The organism is Streptomyces sp. 3214.6, assembly GCF_900129855.1.
Lineage (GTDB): Bacteria > Actinomycetota > Actinomycetes > Streptomycetales > Streptomycetaceae > Streptomyces > Streptomyces soliscabiei.
This window is the reverse complement of the sequence record NZ_LT670819.1, coordinates 8,879,309-8,895,544: the sequence shown is the minus strand read 5'-3', so window position 1 is coordinate 8,895,544 and position 16,236 is coordinate 8,879,309. Positions and strand designations below refer to the sequence as shown.

Below are 16,236 nucleotides of genomic sequence, written 5' to 3'. Positions count from 1 at the left end.
CTCCTCGCTCGGAAGTGGTTCGGGGGCGTGCCCTGCCGGTCGCGTCAGACGGGCCGGGCCTGCTGTCGGCCGGGCAGGTTCTCCAGCGGTTGTTGTGCCGTGGCGGACGCCTCGCGCTCCCCCGTGGTGGGCGACAACGCGACGAAGGCCGAGGTCAGGAAGAGGTAGGACCCGAGGCCGACGGCGAGGGGGAAGATGAACTGCATCGCCGTGGCCCCGGGCAGTGCTTCCCCTGAGGGCGTGACGTGGACGCTCACCGCGAACATCGCCGTGTAGTGCATGCTGCTCACGGCCGCGCCCATGACGAGGGAGGCGACGGTGACCGCGATCGGCGACTTGATGTTGAGTGCCGCCCAGAGGGCCGCGGTGGCCGCGACGACGGCGATCAGGACGGAGAGTCCGACGCGCACCGGATCGTAGGTGACATCGCCGTGCAGTCGGACCGCGGCCATCCCCAGGTAGTGCATGCTCGCCACCCCCAGGCCCGTGGTCAGTCCGCCGATCAGCAACGCGCGCGTGCGGTCGCGGCTGTAGCCGACGGCGAAGACGCCGACGCAGACGACGACCATGGCGACGAGGAGGCTGAGCACGGTCAGGGGAACGTCGTAGCGGATGTCGGTGCCGCTGACGCCGAAGCCGAGCATGGCCACGAAGTGCATGGTCCAGATGCCTGAGCCGATCGCCGAGGCCGCGGTGATCAGCCAGTTCCGGCGCGAGCGTCCGGTGGCGCCGAGGGCGCGCACGGTGCAGCGCAGCCCGAGGGCGGCGCCGATACAGGCCATCACGTACGACAGCACGGGGGTAAGCCAGCCGAAGGCGGCGTGGTCCAGGTGTCCCATGGCCACGGGACGCTAGCCGGGGCGCAGGAGCACAAAGGGGGCGCATTTCGAAAGGTGTTGGAATATGACGCGGAAATGCGCCGGATCGATCGGGTCACGCTCGAACATGTGCGCCGAGGTGTCGTCCGTGTCGGTGAGGGATCATGCGGAGCATGAGCGACGACCACACACACGTTCAGGAGTTCTTCGCGGCCCGCGCCGCGGACTGGGACCGCCGGTTCCCCGACGACGGCCCCGCCTACACGGCGGCGGTCGGAGACCTCGGTCTGCGCGAGGGGGACCGCGTGCTGGACGCCGGCTGCGGCACCGGACGGGCCCTGACGCCCCTGCGTGCGGCCGTGGGGCCCTCGGGAGTGGTCATCGGGGCCGATCTGACTCCGGCCATGCTGGAGGCCGCCGTACGGGCAGGACGCGACCGTGACGGGCACCTGGTGCTGGCCGACGTCGCCGCGCTTCCCCTGCGGTCCGTCTCGCTGGACGCCGTGTTCGGGGCGGGCCTCATCGCCCATCTGCCCCGCCCGGCCGAGAACCTGCGGGAGTTGGCGCGGGTGGTGCGCCCCGGCGGCACGCTGGCGTTGTTCCACCCGATCGGCAGGGCGGCGCTCGCGGCCCGGCAGGGCCGGCGGATCACCCCGGAGGACCTGCGCGCGGAGCCCAACCTCCGCCCGCTGCTGGCCGGTTCGGGGTGGCGCATGACGTCGTACGTCGACGAGGACGATCGTTTCCTGGCCCTGGCCGTCCGCGAGCCCTGAGGCTCACACTCCCTCGGCGACCGCCCGAACGCGTCGGGGTTGTCGAACATGACGGTCCGGCGAACGTCGCTGCCCGCACCGTCGAACTGTATCGTTCCCCCTCGGTGCGGGCAGTGCAGCGGAGCCTCGTGACGCCCGCCGCTTCGGCCCTCTTCTGTCGCCGGCGCTCCAACTCTAGGTTGAGCAGCAGGACATGAACGATCAGTCGCGGCATTCATGCAGGGGGAAGGTGGTCGACATGTTCGACAGGATCCGCAAGGCCTACGGCAGTTTCCTCGGCGCGCCGCGCACACGGTCGCGTCCGGACGGGGAGGGACGTCCGGACGGGGCATCGGGCGCCGGCGGGAAGCGCACGCCCAATCTGTTCGAGGCTGCCGCCGCGTACGTCTCGGCCTGCGCGCAGGACGATCAGGACGGGCTCGACGAGGCGGCGGGCTGGGTGTCGCCGGAGGCGCTGTCCTTCGGGATCAACGAACTGGCCTGTCGCGCCGTGATCGCTCTCGCGCGAGAGCGCGACGAGTCGCCCGAGACCGTGGCCCGTGCACTCCTCGGACTGCCGTCGGCGTGATGCATTCAACGGCCGGCGGTGGTCGATTCGCCCCGTCCGGTCGGAAAACAGCTGCTCCGGGCGTGTCGGGCAGCCGTGACAAGCGCCTTCCCGCCCCACTAGGGTGCGCGCCGTTGGACGAACCGATGGGGAGGCTGGGATGGCCGGGACGGACGAGGACGCCGTCGCCGCCGCGGACGAGGCGCTCTATGTGCTCACGGCGGTGCTGCTGACGCCGGCGAAGTTCCCGAGCGCGCTGGGCGACGACTACCCTGAGGCCTGTGCGGCGCTCGGCCTCCCGCCGCTCGCCGACGGGTACGGCCTGGTGCTGGGCCAGGACGGCGAGGGCGCGCGGTGGACTGTCGTCATCGACGACGTGTCGCTGGTGGCCGTCGCCATCGCGTCGTGGGACTGCGGCATGGAGTACGACCTGTCGCCGGACGAGCGGACGGTCGTTGCCGCGCTGCCCGGCTGGCCGCTGGCGGTCGCGGTCGCGGCTCCGGGCGTGCCCGCGCCGCACGATCCCGGCCCCGACGTCGCGGACAGCCCTGCGCTGTGCCCTCCGGACACGACGACCTGGGGTCCGGCGCAGCGGCGGCTCGGGGCCGACGAGATCGCGCTGCAGTGGGCCCTGTGGCGCGAGCAGATCGACGACACGGAGTTCGCGCCTGCGCGCGCGGCCACCGGAACGGATTCCGGCATCGGGGAGGGAGACCGCTCCGACGAAGCCGCCGACGTCGCCGAGTCCGGCAGGTCCGACGAAACCGACGCGGCCAACGGGTCCGACGAGGCCGGGAAGGGGGCACTGAAGAGGCCCAGCGGTGTCCGACGTGTCCTGGCCGAGGTGCGTGCCTACGTGGACACCCCGCCTCCCCTCGGCCGCGTGCGTTCTTCGTTCGCTCCCGGTGATGCACGTACCCTGCGCGCCGACGGCCCCGGCTGGTCGCTGGTGGCCAGGACCGACGACATCGCCTTCGTCCTGCTCGACGAACAGCCCGGCGAGGTGCTGCCGGTCGGCCGCGGCCCCGAACTGCCCGGGCTTTTGGAAGCGCTCGACAAGATGGCCGTGCGGCCCCTCTGAGCTGCTGGAGCGGTAGAGGTCCTAGGGGTCGCGCGACGCCTGAGGGCCCGGGCGGCTCGCCTGTGCCGGAAGACGGGGACCGCGGTGCGGCCCCCGTCACTCACCGGCCGAGCTCCTTGCGTGTGACACGGCGCAGCCTGCGCCGCTGTGAGGGATCCAGCGTGAGGTAGGCCGCCGCCGGAACTCCCAGCACGATCAGCAGGGCAGCCCACCAGGGCAGCCAGATCAGCAGGAGGAGCCCAGCCGCCACACCTCCTGCGGCGATCTTCGCGTTCCTCGACATCTACGTCGCCTCCTTCGCGGCCACTGCCGCTCTCTGCCATGAGAACGGGTCCGCGCCGCCCGCGGTTCCGGAATCGACCCTGAGACCTCCCTGAGGTAGACCCCCGAGACGCCCCTGAGAACCATCTCGCCCCGGGTGTGCGGACGACAGGAACCTCGGTCCCAAGTCGGCGCGCATTTCCTGCCGAAGTGCTGTACCCTCGGCGACCGCCCGACCTCCAGTAGTCAAATTTGAGGAGCGAGCTCATCGCTGTGCAGAGGGTTCCCGTGCAAGCTTCGTCCGAGATCTCCGAACTGGCCCGTTGCTGCGCCCTGTTCGTGCCCGGCGCTCCGGCCCGTACCGGCAGTGTCGCCTTCTGGCTCCCCGACGGTGACGCACCACCCGTCGTCGCGCCGAGGGCCGTACAGGATCTGACCGTCGTCAGGCCTGACGGCACCGGTGTGGCGCTCGTACGCGTGCCTGCCGTGCTGCTGCCGGTACGGGACGCCCTGCCCGCCCTCGCCCACGCGCGCGTCACCCCGGACGCGCACCGCGCCACCGCGTTCTGGGGTGCGGCCGCCCTGCTGGCCCTGCGCTGTGTGGCCCGTGGACTGCTGTTGCCCGGCCTGTCCCAGGAGGACCACGACGCCTGGCGGGTCGGCCCGCTGGGCCCGGAGGATGTCGAGCAGGTGCGCCGACTGGCCGCCTCGATGCCACCGGAGGCGCATGCCCTGCCGGTGAACGAAACACCGCCCCTGCGGCTCGCCTCCCCCGAACGGCTCCTACGGGCGTTCTTGGACGCCGTCGCGGATACCCTGCCCCGCACGCCGGCAGCGCCGCTCGTGACGGGCGGGCCTGCCTTCGCGGCACAGCAGCCCCATCGCGTCCCGGAGCTGCGCGCATGGGCGAGCGATGTCGCCGCGGGTCACGACGCCGGCCTGCGGATCTCGCTGCGGATCGAGGTGTCGGGCATCGACGACGCCTTGGAGCTCGACATGCCCGGGGCCGATGCCGTCGAGATCGCCGGCTCTGCGGCGAGCCCGGCACGGCACGGGTTCCGGGCCGTCCCGCAGGTGCACAGTGTCAGCGATCCCGCGCTCCTCGCGGACGCCTCCGAGATCTGGGGAGACGACGGCGTCACGCACGAGGCGTTCGGCCCGCGCGCGCGAATGGACGCCCTGCTCGCCCTGCGCCGTGCGGCCCGTGCCTGGCCCGCGCTCACGCCACTGCTGTCGGCGACCGTGCCGGACGCCGTGGACCTCCTGGACGAGGAGGTCACCGAGCTGCTGGGCGAGGGCTCGCGGGCGCTCGCGAACGCGGGAGTCGAGGTGCACTGGCCCAGGGAGCTGGCCCGCACGCTGACCGCCAGCGCGGTCGTGGGGCCGCCGCAGGAGACAACGGAACCGGACCGCACCGGCTCTGACACACCGTCCTTCCTGTCCGCGGACGCGCTCCTGACCTTCACCTGGTGGTTCGGGTTGGGCGACCAGCAGCTGACGCGCGAGGAGCTGGATCGTCTGGCCGAGGCCAACCGGCCCCTGGTGCGGCTGCGCGACCAGTGGGTCCTGATCGACCCACGAGAGCTTCGCCGTGCCCGCGCCCAGCAGGACCGCAAGATGACCCCCGTGGACGCGCTGGGAGCCGCTCTGACGGGCTCTGCGGAGGTGGACGGCCGCAGGGTCGACGTGCAGCCCACCGGGTGGCTGGCGGCCCTGCGGGAGCGGCTGACGCGGCCGGAGCAACAGGAGCCGGTGGAGCCGCCCGCCGCACTCGACGCCACGCTGCGCGACTACCAGCGGCGCGGCTTGGACTGGCTGGCCCGGGCCACGTCCCTCGGGCTGGGCTGTTGTCTCGCGGACGACATGGGGCTCGGCAAGACCGTCACGTTGATCGCCCTGCACCTGCACCGCCAGACGGACATCTCGTCGGCAGGTCCGACCCTCGTGGTCTGCCCGACATCCCTGATGGGCAACTGGCAGCGGGAGATCGAGCGGTTCGCGCCGGGCACCGCGGTGCGCCGCTTCCACGGGCCGCGTCGTGACCTGGAGGCCCTGGCCGACGGGGAGTTCGTGCTCACCACCTACGGCACGCTGCGACTGGATCCAGGCAGGCTCCGCGAGGTGCCGTGGGGTCTGGTGGTGGCGGACGAGGCCCAGCATGTGAAGAACCCGTACTCGGCGACGGCGCGGGCGCTGCGCACGATCGGCGCCCGCGCGCGCGTGGCGCTCACGGGTACCCCGGTCGAGAACAACCTGTCGGAGCTGTGGGCGATCCTGGACTGGACGACGCCGGGGCTGCTGGGCCGGCTCGGCGCCTTCCGCACGCGGTACGCGCGAGCCGTCGAGGGCGGCGGGGATCCGGCCGCGGCGGAGCGGCTGACCCGGCTCGTGGGGCCGTTCCTGCTGCGCCGGCGCAAGTCCGACCCGGGAATCGCCCCCGAGCTGCCGCCGAAGACCGAGACGGATCGCCCGGTGTCCCTCACCAAGGAGCAGGCGGGCCTGTACGAGGCCGTGGTGCGCGAGACGCTCGAGGCGATCGCCGAGGCCGACGACATGGCGCGGCGGGGGCTGATCGTGAAGCTCCTGACCGGCCTCAAACAGATCTGCAACCATCCGGCGCAGTACCTGAAGGAGGAACAGCCGACGACCGCCGGGCGCTCCGGGAAGCTGGAGCTTCTGGACGAACTGCTCGACACCCTCCTCGCCGAGGGGGCGAGCGTGCTGATCTTCACGCAGTACGTGCGCCTGGCGCGTCTCCTGGAGCAGCACCTGGCAGCGCGTGGCGTGCCCACGCAGTTCCTGCACGGCGGCACGCCTGTCGCCGAGCGCGAGGCCATGGTCCGGCGCTTCCAGGACGGTGAAGTCCCCGTGTTTCTGCTGTCTCTCAGGGCGGCCGGCACAGGCCTCAACCTCACGCGCGCGGAGCACGTGGTGCACTACGACCGCTGGTGGAACCCGGCCGTCGAGGCGCAGGCCACCGACCGGGCGTACCGCATCGGCCAGACCAGGCCCGTACAGGTGCACCGGCTGATCGCCGAGGGCACGATCGAGGATCGCATCGCCGACATGCTGCGGCGCAAACGGGATCTGGCTGAGGCCGTTCTCGGGGCGGGCGAGGCGGCGCTCACGGAACTGACGGACGCCGAGCTGGCCGATCTGGTCGAGCTGCGAGGGGGCACGCGATGAACCGGCACGACAGCGTCGAGGAACGGACCTTTGCCGCGTTGCCTCCCGCGCACGGGAGGGGGTTCGCGCAGACGTGGTGGGGCCGGGCGTGGCTGGCCGCGTTGGAGGACGGAGCAATGGACGGGGAGCAGGTGAGGACGGGCCGCCGGCTCGCACGCGCGGGCGCCGTGGGCGCGGTGTCGGTGCGGCCCGGTCGCATCACGGCCGTCGTCGAGGACCGCGATCGCACACCGCACCGGGCCGATGTGCTGCTCGAGAGGCTGTCGGAGGCACAGTGGGACCGTTTCCTGGATCTGGCGGTCGAGCGGGCCGGACACGTCGCCGCACTCCTCGACCGCGAGATGCCGCCGCATCTGGTCGAGGACGCCGAGGCGGCCGGCATCGACCTGCTGCCCGGGCTCGGCGACCTGGAGGCGGAATGCGACTGCGGTGCCTGGGACCACTGTGGTCACACGGCGGCGGTCTGCTATCAGGTGGCACGGCTGCTCGACCAGGATCCGTTCGTCCTGCTGCTGCTCAGGGGGCGCGCCGAACGGACCCTGTTGGACGCCCTTCAGGCGCGCGGCACCGCCGCTCGGCCCGAAGCGGAGCCACCCCGGGCCGAAGGGGTGGACGCGGCCGAGGCGTATGCGGCCGGGAGCATCCTGCCTGCGCTGCCCGACACTCCCGAACTCCCGGAGGGGCCAGGTGTTCCGCCCTCCTTGGACACGGAGGCGCCGGCCCCGCCCGGGGTGGAGCCGGCGGCGTTGGAGATCCTGGCCGCCGGAACGGCCGCCACCGCGTACCTGATGCTCGCTCAGGCGCTCCGTGAGCGATCCGGACCGAGTGCGCCCACAGCCGAGCTGACGGTCGGCCAGGACGCGGCACGGCTCGCGGCCGGCGTCCTCGACGGCGCTCAGGCAGCGGATCCTCCCGCCACGGCCGTCGTCGGCCGACTCGCCGCCGGGTCGGGGCGCAGCCGTGAGCAACTGGCGTCGGCCGCGCATGCCTGGTGTCACGGAGGGGCGGCGGCACTGTCGGTGTTCGAGGAGGAGTGGACCGTAGCGGGCGAGGCTCTCGCACGCGCGCGTGCCGCGTTGGATGCGGCCTGGGAGGAGCACGAGCGGCCGGTGCTGCGCGCGCGGGGGAACCGGTGGACGGTCGTCGGGGCGGACTGCCAACTGCGGTTGGGGCGGGACGGCCGTTGGTGGCCGTATCGCAAGGAGAGTGGTCGTTGGATGCCGGCCGGGGACGGGGCCCATGACCCGGCGACGGCCCTCGCCGTGGCCGTGCCCGACAGCGAGGACGCGCTTTCCTGAACGCGCGTTCGTTCCGTGACACGGGGCCGTCGGTCTGACGGGCTGCCGACGCCCCGTGTTCACCCGGAGGTCGCGCGACGTTCGGCGCGCGCCCCAACTCTGGCCGCTGTCCCCGAAGTTGCCGCACCGCCCCTCAGGAGGCCCGATGTCCCCGCATACCGCCGGTCGACGCCGCGTCAATCGTTCCGTCGCCGCGGGCGTACCGCTCGCCGTGCTGGCCGCGCTCGCCACTGCCGGACCCGCCGCCGCTGGTACACCGGCCTGGGGGCCCCACGAGGCGCACGTCACCAGGACCGCGACGCTCGGCGACATCCCGCTCGGGACGTTCAGCAACGGGCTGCTGCCGGGAACGGTGGACGACGACCGCGGCGTGGACCTCGGCGGCATCGGCAGCGACATGTATCCGACGGGCCGCAAGGGCGAGTTCTGGACGGTCACCGACCGCGGGCCCAACGGCCAGATCAAGGTGAGCGGCACCAAGCGTCGCACGTTCCCCGTGCCCGGGTTCGACCCGGCGATCGTGCGGATCCGGGTGTCCGCAGACACGGTACAGGTGGTGCAGGCGATCCCGGTCACCACGTCATCGGGCAAGCCCGTGACGGGGCTGCCGAACCAGGCGGGACGCGACGAGGCGCCGTACTCCTACAACGCGCTGACACCCCTGGCGTACAACCCGAACGGGCTGGACACGGAAGGCCTTGTGCGGGCGGCGGACGGGAGTTTCTGGCTCGTCGACGAGTACGGGCCCTCGCTGGTGCACGTCTCCGCGCGCGGGAAGGTGTTGACGCGTTACGTTCCCCAAGGGCTGAACCTGACGGGCACGGACTACCCGGTCGTGGAGGCGCTGCCCGCCGTCCTGCTGCACCGGAAGATCAACCGTGGCTTCGAGGGGCTCGCCCAACTTCCGGGCGGCGACCTCGTGCTGGCGATGCAGAGCCCGCTCTCGTTGCCGGACACGGCAGCGGGAGAGGGCTCGCGGACCGCGCGTCTGCTGCGTTTCTCGCCGAAGAAGAAGGCAGTCACCGCCGAGTACGTGTACCGCTTCGACCCGGTCGACGTGGTCGACCCGAACGAGGACGACACCTCCGAGCTCAAGATCTCCTCGGTGGTCGCGGTGGGCGGCGACCGGCTGCTGGTGGAGGAGCGCACGGACAAGGCCGCACGGCTGCAGCTGGTACGGCTGGGCATGGAGGCGAACATCCTGGGCAGCCGCTGGGACGACGCGGCGACCGCACCCTCGCTGGAGCAGCTCGACGATCCCGCCGCCTTGGGGGTGCCGGTGCTGTCCAAGCGTCTGGTGGTCGATCTGGGCAGGGTCGCTGGGGTGCCCGGGAAGATCGAGGGCGTCGCGCGTGTCGACCACGACACGCTGGCCCTCGTCAACGACAACGACTTCGGGATGACGGACGGCGCCGGCGCGTTCGACGCTCAGGGCCGGCTCGTCGACAGCGGCATCGAGACGACGATGACCTACGTGCGGCTGCCGCGGCGCATGTGAGAGAGGGACGGACGGTGTCGTGGGCACGCGCGCGTGGCGGTGTGGAGCGCCCCACGCGCGCGTGCGGACCAGGTCGTGTCCGCAAAGTAGCGCCGTCTGCCCGGAGGGCAGGGCTCGCGGCGTCATGGGGCGTCACGAGCCAGGCGGGACTTTGCGGACACGACCTAGAAGGCTCATGAAGATCTTGGGGTTCTGGCCCCGCCGCGTGAGCGGTGGGGCCAGACTCGTTTCGTGGTGATGGGGGAATGGGCCGGGGACACGGTCGGGCCGGATGTGTGGGAGACGTGCCGGGAGTTGATTCCGGCGGGGAGTGTGTTCGCGTTTCTGGCCGAGCGCCGTGGTGCTCTGTTCCCGGCTCATATGTTCGCGGACATGTACCCGTCGGCGAATGGACGGCCGAGCATGCCGCCGCAGATCCTGGCTGCGGCGATCACGCTGCAGGCCCTGCACGGGCTGTCGGACTTCGAGACGGTGCAGGAGCTGCGGTGTGACCTGCGGTGGAAGGCCGCGTGCGGGCTGGGCCTGAACGACCTGGCGTTTGACCCGTCTCTGCTGGCCTACTTCCGCCGCCGTCTGGCCTGCTCGGCCCGGCCCAACCGCGTCTTCGAGGCCGTGCGCGAGGTGGTGAAGGCCACCGGTGTCCTGGGCGGCAAGCACCGGCGGGCCTTGGACTCGACGGTGTTGGACGACGCGGTGGCCACCCAGGACACCGTCACCCAGCTGATCGCCGCCGTCCGTGCGGTGATCCGCGAAGTCCCCGGCGCCGCCGAGGTCGCGGCCGTGCAGTGCACCGCGCACGACTACACCGATCCCGGCAAACCCCGCATCGCCTGGAACGACGAGCAGGCCCGCGCGGAACTCGTCGACGCCCTGGTCACCGATGTGCTGCGGCTGCTGGGCCACCTGCCCGACCAGCAGCTGGACGAGAAGGCCGCGAACGCCCTCGGCATCCTGGCGCTGGTCGCAGGACAAGACGTGGAGCCGGCCGAGGACTCCGACGGCCGCGACGGACGCTGGCGCATCAGCAAGGGGACCGCTCCGGGCCGCGTCGTGTCCACCGTCGACCCTGAAGCCCGCCACATCCACAAGACCCGCACCCACCAGCAGGACGGATACAAAGCCCACCTGGCCATCGAGCCCGAGACCGGCTTATACACGGCCGTGGCTCTGCGGCCCGGCGCCGGAGCCGAGCACCACGAGGCCACCGTCGGCCTGGATCTGCTGGCCGACGAGGAGAGTCCGGTGGACGCCTTCGGCGACACCGCCTACTCCGCCGGCGACATGCGCCAAGCCCTGCACCAGGCGGGGCACCGGCTGTTCTTCAAGCCCGCCCCACTGCGGCCCGCCGTCCCCGGCGGCTTCACCCTGGACGACTTCGCCATCGACACCGCCGCCTCCGCGGTCACCTGCCCCGCCGGGCATACGGTTGCCCTGTCGGGCCCCGGCGGACAGCACAACCAGCGCAAGGCGGCCTTCGGGAACCTGTGCACCGGATGCCCCCTCCGCGAGCGGTGCACCAAGGCCAAGGCCGGCCGCATCCTGACCATCCGCCCCCACCACGACCTGCAAGCGGCCGCCCGCCGCCAGGCCGCCACCGACCCGGACTGGCAAGCCGACTACCGCCGCTGGCGACCACCAGTCGAACGCGCCGTCGCCTGGCTCGTCCAGCACGGCAACCGCAGACTCCGCTACCGCGGAACCATCAACAACAACACCTGGCTTCACACCCGAGCCGCCGCCCTCAACCTCCGCCGACTGATCAACCTCGGACTCACCCACACTGGCGGCCGCTGGCGACTCACCCCGGCCACCACATAGCGAACAGGGGCTGCCCGGCCTCCGGCCGGACAGCCCCTCACCAAGATCTTCATGAGCCTTCTAGGGCAGCAGCTCGCCCAGGGACGGCAGCAGTGACTCGAGGTCGCTCGGTATCGCGGTCGGCAGGTCGGTGGGCAGCTGTGAGGGCAGCTCGGTCGGCAGGCTGCTCGGCAGCTCCACCGGGAGGCTGAAGGACGGGGCGGGAGTGGAGCCACCGCCGGTACTGCTCCCGGCGGTCGGCTTGTCGTCCGGTGAGCCGCCGCCTCCCGAGGCCATCAGCACGACGGCGATGACGGCTCCGGCGGTGACGACAAGCGCGAGGACGACGAAGAGGGGGCTCCTGCGCCTTCCGGAGCCTCCCGAGCCTCCTGGCGGCTCCGGCGGCGGAGGGGGCGGCCAGCCGCCCCCTCCCGTCCCGTCATCGGGTCCGAAGCGGGACCGGGGTGGTCCGAAGCCGCCCGGAGGCGGCGTGCCACCGGGCGGTCCGGGCGGCTGGGGCGGTACGGGGGGCATGGCCATACCGTCCAGCGTCGCGGCGGCCCGTTCGGGGCGCGACCTCCGCACGGAAGTTGATACGGATCCATGCCATGGACCGCATCATTCCGGAGTACTCCGTACGGAGACCGCTCGAAACATCGACCGTTCGCGGCACGCGCGTGTGCACCCTCATCGGCGCACGCACGCGTAACGGCGGCTTCAGCCGCGGGCGCCCAGCAGGTGGTCCATCGCGAGCTGGTCGAGCTGCTCGAAGGCCATGCCGCGGGCGGCGGCGGCCGCGGGGTCGAAGTCCTCGAACGCGGTGCGGTCGGCGAGCAGGCTCTGCAGGCCGTCGGCCGCGGTGGCCTGCGCCAGCTCGTCGAGGCGGGAAGCGCGCAGCGCCTCCTGGACCTCCGGGTCGCCGCGGAACGCGGCCGCACGCTCCTTGAGGATCAGGTAATTGCGCATGCAGCCCGCGGCCGACGCCCAGACACCGTCGAGGTCCTCGGTGCGCGGCGGCTTGAAGTCGAAATGCTTCGGGCCCGCGTAGCCGGCGCTCTCCAGCAGGTCGACCAGCCAGAACGCGGAGCGCAGGTCGCCGGCGCCGAAGCGCAGGTCCTGGTCGTACTTGATGCCGGACTGGCCGTTGAGGTCGATGTGGAAGAGCTTGCCCGCCCACAGCGCCTGGGCGATGCCGTGCGGGAAGTTCAGCCCGGCCATCTGCTCGTGGCCGACCTCGGGGTTGACGCCGTACAGCTCCGGGCGCTCCAGGCGCTCGATGAACGCCAGGGCGTGGCCGACGGTGGGCAGGAGGATGTCGCCGCGCGGCTCGTTCGGCTTGGGCTCGATGGCGAAGCGCAGGTCGTAGCCCTGGGAGGTGACGTACTCGCCCAGCAGGTCGAAGGCTTCCTTCATGCGGTCGAGGGCCACGCGCACGTCCTTGGCGGCACCGGACTCAGCGCCCTCACGGCCGCCCCAGGCGACATAGGTCTTCGCGCCGAGCTCGACGGCCAGGTCGATGTTGCGGATGGTCTTGCGCAGGGCGTAACGGCGCACGTCACGGTCGTTCGCGGTGAACGCGCCGTCCTTGAAGACGGGGTGCGTGAAGAGGTTGGTGGTGGCCATCGGCACCGTCATGCCGGTGGTGTCCAGGGCCTGGCGGAAGCGCTTGATGTGCTCCTCGCGCTCGCTGTCGGAGGACCCGAAGGGGATCAGGTCGTCGTCATGGAAGGTGACGCCGTAGGCGCCCAGCTCGGCCAGGCGCTGCACCGTCTCGACCGGGTCCAGGGCGCGCCGCGTGGCGTCGCCGAACGGGTCCCTTCCCTGCCAGCCGACGGTCCACAGGCCGAAGGTGAACCTGTCATCGGGGGTGGGCTGGTAGCTCATGCCGCGGCTCCTTGCTTGAAGACTGTCGTGCTGGTGGTGGCGAACTATTTCGTCATGGCCGTTTACAAATTAGTATGCGGACGCATCTCTGGGAAGACAGATCCCGCAGAGCCGCGGAAAAAACTTGAGGGAGAACCCGATGTCAGCAGCCGAGGGTCCGCTCGTCGTCGGCGTGGACACGTCCACCCAGTCCACCAAGGCGCTGGTCGTCGACGCGGCCACCGGCGAGGTCGTCGCGAGCGGCCAGGCGCCGCACACGGTGTCCTCCGGGGCCGGCCGTGAGAGCGACCCGCGCCAGTGGTGGGACGCCCTGCGCGAGGCGTTGCACCAGTGCGGTGACGCGGCGCGCGAGGCGGCCGCGGTGTCGATCGGCGGGCAGCAACACGGGCTCGTCACGCTGGACGAGCGCGGTGAGCCGGTGCGCCCCGCACTGCTGTGGAACGACGTGCGTTCGGCTCCGCAGGCCCGTCGGCTGACCGAGGAACTGGGCGGCGCGAAGTTCTGGGCGGAGCGCACCGGATCCGTCCCGGCCGCGTCGTTCACCGTCACGAAGTGGGCCTGGCTGGCCGAGCACGAGCCGGAGGCGCTGCGCGCGACGAAGGCCGTGCGCCTCCCCCACGACTACCTCACCGAGCGCCTCACGGGCGAGGGCACCACCGACCGCGGCGACGTCTCCGGCACCGGCTGGTGGGCGTCCGGGACGGAGACGTACGACGCGGAGATCCTCGCCCATGTCGGCCTCGACCCCGCGCTGCTGCCCCGCGTGGTGCGGCCCGGGGAGGTGGCGGGCACCGTGCGGGACAGCCACGAACTGCCCTTCGCCAAGGGAACGCTGGTAGCGCCGGGCACCGGTGACAACGCCGCGGCGGCGCTGGGTCTCGGGCTGCGGCCGGGCACGCCCGTACTGAGCCTCGGCACGTCGGGCACGGTGTACGCGGTGGCCAAGCGCCGCCCCACCGACCCCACCGGCACCGTGGCCGGCTTCGCCGACGCCCACGGCGACTGGCTGCCACTGGCCTGCACCCTGAACTGCACGCTCGCCGTCGACCGCGTCGCCGCCCTGCTGGGCCTGGACCGGGAAGCCGTGGAGCCCGCCGCGGACGTCACGCTCCTGCCCTACCTGGACGGCGAGCGCACCCCGAACCTGCCCAACGCCTCGGGTGTCCTGCACGGACTGCGCCACGACACGACCGCCGGTCAGCTGCTGCAGGCGGCCTACGACGGCGCCGTGCACTCGCTGCTCGGCGCGCTCGACCTGGTCCTCGACGAGGACGCGGACCGCTCGGCTCCCCTGCTGCTGATCGGCGGTGGCGCCCGGGGCAGGGCCTGGCAGCAGACCGTGCGTCGGCTGTCCGGGCGGCCGGTGCAGGTGCCAGAGGCCAAGGAACTCGTCGCACTGGGGGCCGCGGCACAGGCGGCGGGCCTGCTGACCGGGGAGGACCCGGCCGCCGTCGCCCGCCGCTGGAACACCACGCGCGGTCCGGTGCTCGACGCCGTCGAGCGGGACGAGAAGACGCTGGCCAGGATCGCCGGGGTACTCTCCGACGCGGCCCCGTTGCTCGAACGGAGTACGGACGCCCACTGAGCATCGACGAATCGACGGAGGCATGACAGCACCGCTGCACGAGACCCGGCCGACCGGGCCCGGGCGCGCGCTGCCCGACACCCAGCAGGGCATGCGTCGCCGCAACCTGGCCCGGGTGATGCACGCCGTCAGTGCCGAGGGACCGCTCTCGCGGGCGGCGGTCGCCTCGCGCATCGGCCTGACCCGGGCGGCGGTGTCCACCCTCGTCGACGAACTCATACGCACCGGCCTGCTCGAGGAGCTGGGCCCCGAGCGGCCCGGCCGGGTGGGCCGGCCCGGTTCGGCACTGGCGGTCAGCGGGCGCGGCCCGGCCGGGATGGGCGCCGAGATCGGCGTGGACCACCTGGCGGTCTGCGCCGTCGACCTGCGCGGCGAGGTACGGGCGCGCGCCGTGCGGCACGGCACGAACCGGGGCCGCTCCCCCGAGCCGGTCATCGAGGAGCTGACCGGGCTCGTGCACCGGGTCGTCGCCGAGGCGGAGCGCGAGGGGCTGTGGCCGGCCGGACTCGCCGTGGCCGTCCCCGGACTGGTCTCCCGCGACGCCCGTACGGTCGTCCGTGCGCCGAACCTCGACTGGCAGGACGTCGACCTCGGCGCGCTGCTGCCCGAGGAGTTCCCGCTGACCGTGGACAACGAGGCCAACTTCGGCGGGCTGGCCGAACTCTGGCTCGGCACGGACACGCCAGGGGACTTCCTGCATGTGTCGGCCGAGATCGGCATCGGCGCCGCACTGATCGTGGACGGCAGCCTGCTGCGTGGCACCCGCGGCTTCGCGGGCGAGCTGGGCCATGTGCCGGTCCATCCCGACGGGCCGCAGTGCGGGTGCGGCGGACGCGGGTGTCTGGAGCAGTACGCCGGTGAGGAGGCGGTGCTGCGAGCCGCCGGGCTGGCACCTGGCGAGGACCGCGTCGGCCTCCTCGCGGGCCGCGCCGCGGACGGCGATCCGCATGTACGGCGCGCTCTGCGCGAGGCGGGAACGGCCCTCGGTATCGCCCTGACCGGGGCGCTCAATCTTCTGGACCCCGAAGGCGTCGTGCTCGGAGGCGCCCTGGCCGGGCTCGCACCGTGGTTGCTGCCGTCCCTAGAGACCGAACTCTCCCGCCGTACGGCGGGCCCCGCCTGCCCGGTGTCCGTCTCACGACTCGGTCCCGAGGGACCGTTGCTCGGGGCCGCGCACTCGGTCGTGCGGGCCGTGATGGACGACCCGGCGGCGGTGGCCGGGCGGGCCTGAGCGGCCGCACCGCGCCAACCGCCCGAGCCGGAACTCCCCGTTCGGGTGAGCGAGTTGTCCACAATGCCGCGGTCGTCCACGGAACTTCGGCACGCCCGTCTGCCGGTCCGACCCGCGCCGTAACGTGATCCGTGCGGGGCGCAGCCGTCGAGCCGTGACGGCTCACTCACGGACGCGTGCGAGGGGGGTTCGCTTCGCCGCCGCCCTGATCTCCCTCGGAACGGAGCCGTGCAGCAATGAGCGGTCCTCAGATCTTGACCGTGCGTCCGGAACAGGG

At 72.4% G+C, this 16,236-nt stretch carries 13 protein-coding genes; 9 read left to right on the top strand and 4 right to left on the bottom strand.

Annotation, left to right across the window (positions count from 1 at the left end; translation table 11 throughout):
• Window positions 1–44 precede the first annotated feature (44 nt).
• A complete protein-coding gene (locus B5557_RS40035; RefSeq protein ID WP_079664089.1) occupies window positions 45–839 on the bottom strand; it encodes an MHYT domain-containing protein in 795 nt (264 codons plus the stop codon).
• A gap of 152 nt (window positions 840–991) precedes the next feature.
• Here B5557_RS40035 and B5557_RS40030 point away from each other — a divergent pair, with 152 nt between their 5' ends.
• The 3 genes from B5557_RS40030 (at window position 992) to B5557_RS40020 (ending at window position 3,219) form a co-directional block, all read left to right on the top strand.
• The gene (locus tag B5557_RS40030) at window positions 992–1,591 is read left to right on the top strand and encodes a class I SAM-dependent methyltransferase (RefSeq protein ID WP_079664088.1); all 600 of its coding nucleotides are present in this window, start codon (window positions 992–994) and stop codon (window positions 1,589–1,591) included.
• Window positions 1,592–1,829: 238 nt separating this feature from the next.
• A complete protein-coding gene (locus B5557_RS40025; protein WP_079665251.1) occupies window positions 1,830–2,159 on the top strand; it encodes a hypothetical protein in 330 nt (109 codons plus the stop codon).
• 139 nt (window positions 2,160–2,298) lie between these two features.
• On the top strand, window positions 2,299–3,219 hold the full coding sequence (locus tag B5557_RS40020) for a hypothetical protein (RefSeq protein WP_079664087.1): 921 nt from the start codon (window positions 2,299–2,301) through the stop codon (window positions 3,217–3,219).
• Window positions 3,220–3,319: 100 nt separating this feature from the next.
• Here the strand turns inward: B5557_RS40020 and B5557_RS40015 are convergent, their stop codons facing one another.
• Window positions 3,320–3,502 (bottom strand): hypothetical protein, encoded by a 183-nt coding sequence (locus tag B5557_RS40015; protein ID WP_079664086.1) that lies wholly within the window; start codon window positions 3,500–3,502, stop codon window positions 3,320–3,322.
• Window positions 3,503–3,768: 266 nt separating this feature from the next.
• On the opposite strand from B5557_RS40015, the gene B5557_RS40010 reads away from it, so the two are divergent.
• The 4 genes from B5557_RS40010 to B5557_RS39995 all read left to right on the top strand — a co-directional run bounded on the left by B5557_RS40010 (window position 3,769) and on the right by B5557_RS39995 (window position 11,280).
• Entirely contained in the window at window positions 3,769–6,666 is a 2,898-nt protein-coding gene (locus tag B5557_RS40010) for a DEAD/DEAH box helicase (RefSeq protein ID WP_443031315.1), read from the top strand.
• Window positions 6,663–7,964 (top strand): SWF or SNF family helicase, encoded by a 1,302-nt coding sequence (locus B5557_RS40005; RefSeq protein ID WP_079664084.1) that lies wholly within the window; start codon window positions 6,663–6,665, stop codon window positions 7,962–7,964. The genes B5557_RS40010 and B5557_RS40005 overlap by 4 nt, the downstream gene beginning before the upstream one ends.
• Window positions 7,965–8,109: 145 nt before the next feature.
• Window positions 8,110–9,462 (top strand): esterase-like activity of phytase family protein, encoded by a 1,353-nt coding sequence (locus B5557_RS40000; RefSeq protein ID WP_079664083.1) that lies wholly within the window; start codon window positions 8,110–8,112, stop codon window positions 9,460–9,462.
• A gap of 237 nt (window positions 9,463–9,699) precedes the next feature.
• Window positions 9,700–11,280 (top strand): IS1182 family transposase, encoded by a 1,581-nt coding sequence (locus B5557_RS39995; protein WP_079664082.1) that lies wholly within the window; start codon window positions 9,700–9,702, stop codon window positions 11,278–11,280.
• A 60-nt stretch (window positions 11,281–11,340) separates the two neighbouring features.
• On the opposite strand, the gene B5557_RS39990 is transcribed toward B5557_RS39995, so the two are convergent.
• Window positions 11,341–11,799 (bottom strand): hypothetical protein, encoded by a 459-nt coding sequence (locus B5557_RS39990; protein WP_231976154.1) that lies wholly within the window; start codon window positions 11,797–11,799, stop codon window positions 11,341–11,343.
• Window positions 11,800–11,976: 177 nt separating this feature from the next.
• Window positions 11,977–13,143 (bottom strand): xylose isomerase, encoded by a 1,167-nt coding sequence (xylA, locus tag B5557_RS39985; RefSeq protein ID WP_079664080.1) that lies wholly within the window; start codon window positions 13,141–13,143, stop codon window positions 11,977–11,979.
• A gap of 139 nt (window positions 13,144–13,282) precedes the next feature.
• Between xylA and xylB the strand changes: the two genes are divergently transcribed.
• Both xylB and B5557_RS39975 read left to right on the top strand, forming a co-directional pair.
• Window positions 13,283–14,728 (top strand): xylulokinase, encoded by a 1,446-nt coding sequence (gene xylB, locus B5557_RS39980; RefSeq protein WP_079664079.1) that lies wholly within the window; start codon window positions 13,283–13,285, stop codon window positions 14,726–14,728.
• Window positions 14,729–14,750: 22 nt separating this feature from the next.
• On the top strand, window positions 14,751–15,959 hold the full coding sequence (locus tag B5557_RS39975) for an ROK family transcriptional regulator (RefSeq protein WP_079664078.1): 1,209 nt from the start codon (window positions 14,751–14,753) through the stop codon (window positions 15,957–15,959).
• Window positions 15,960–16,236 lie beyond the last annotated feature (277 nt).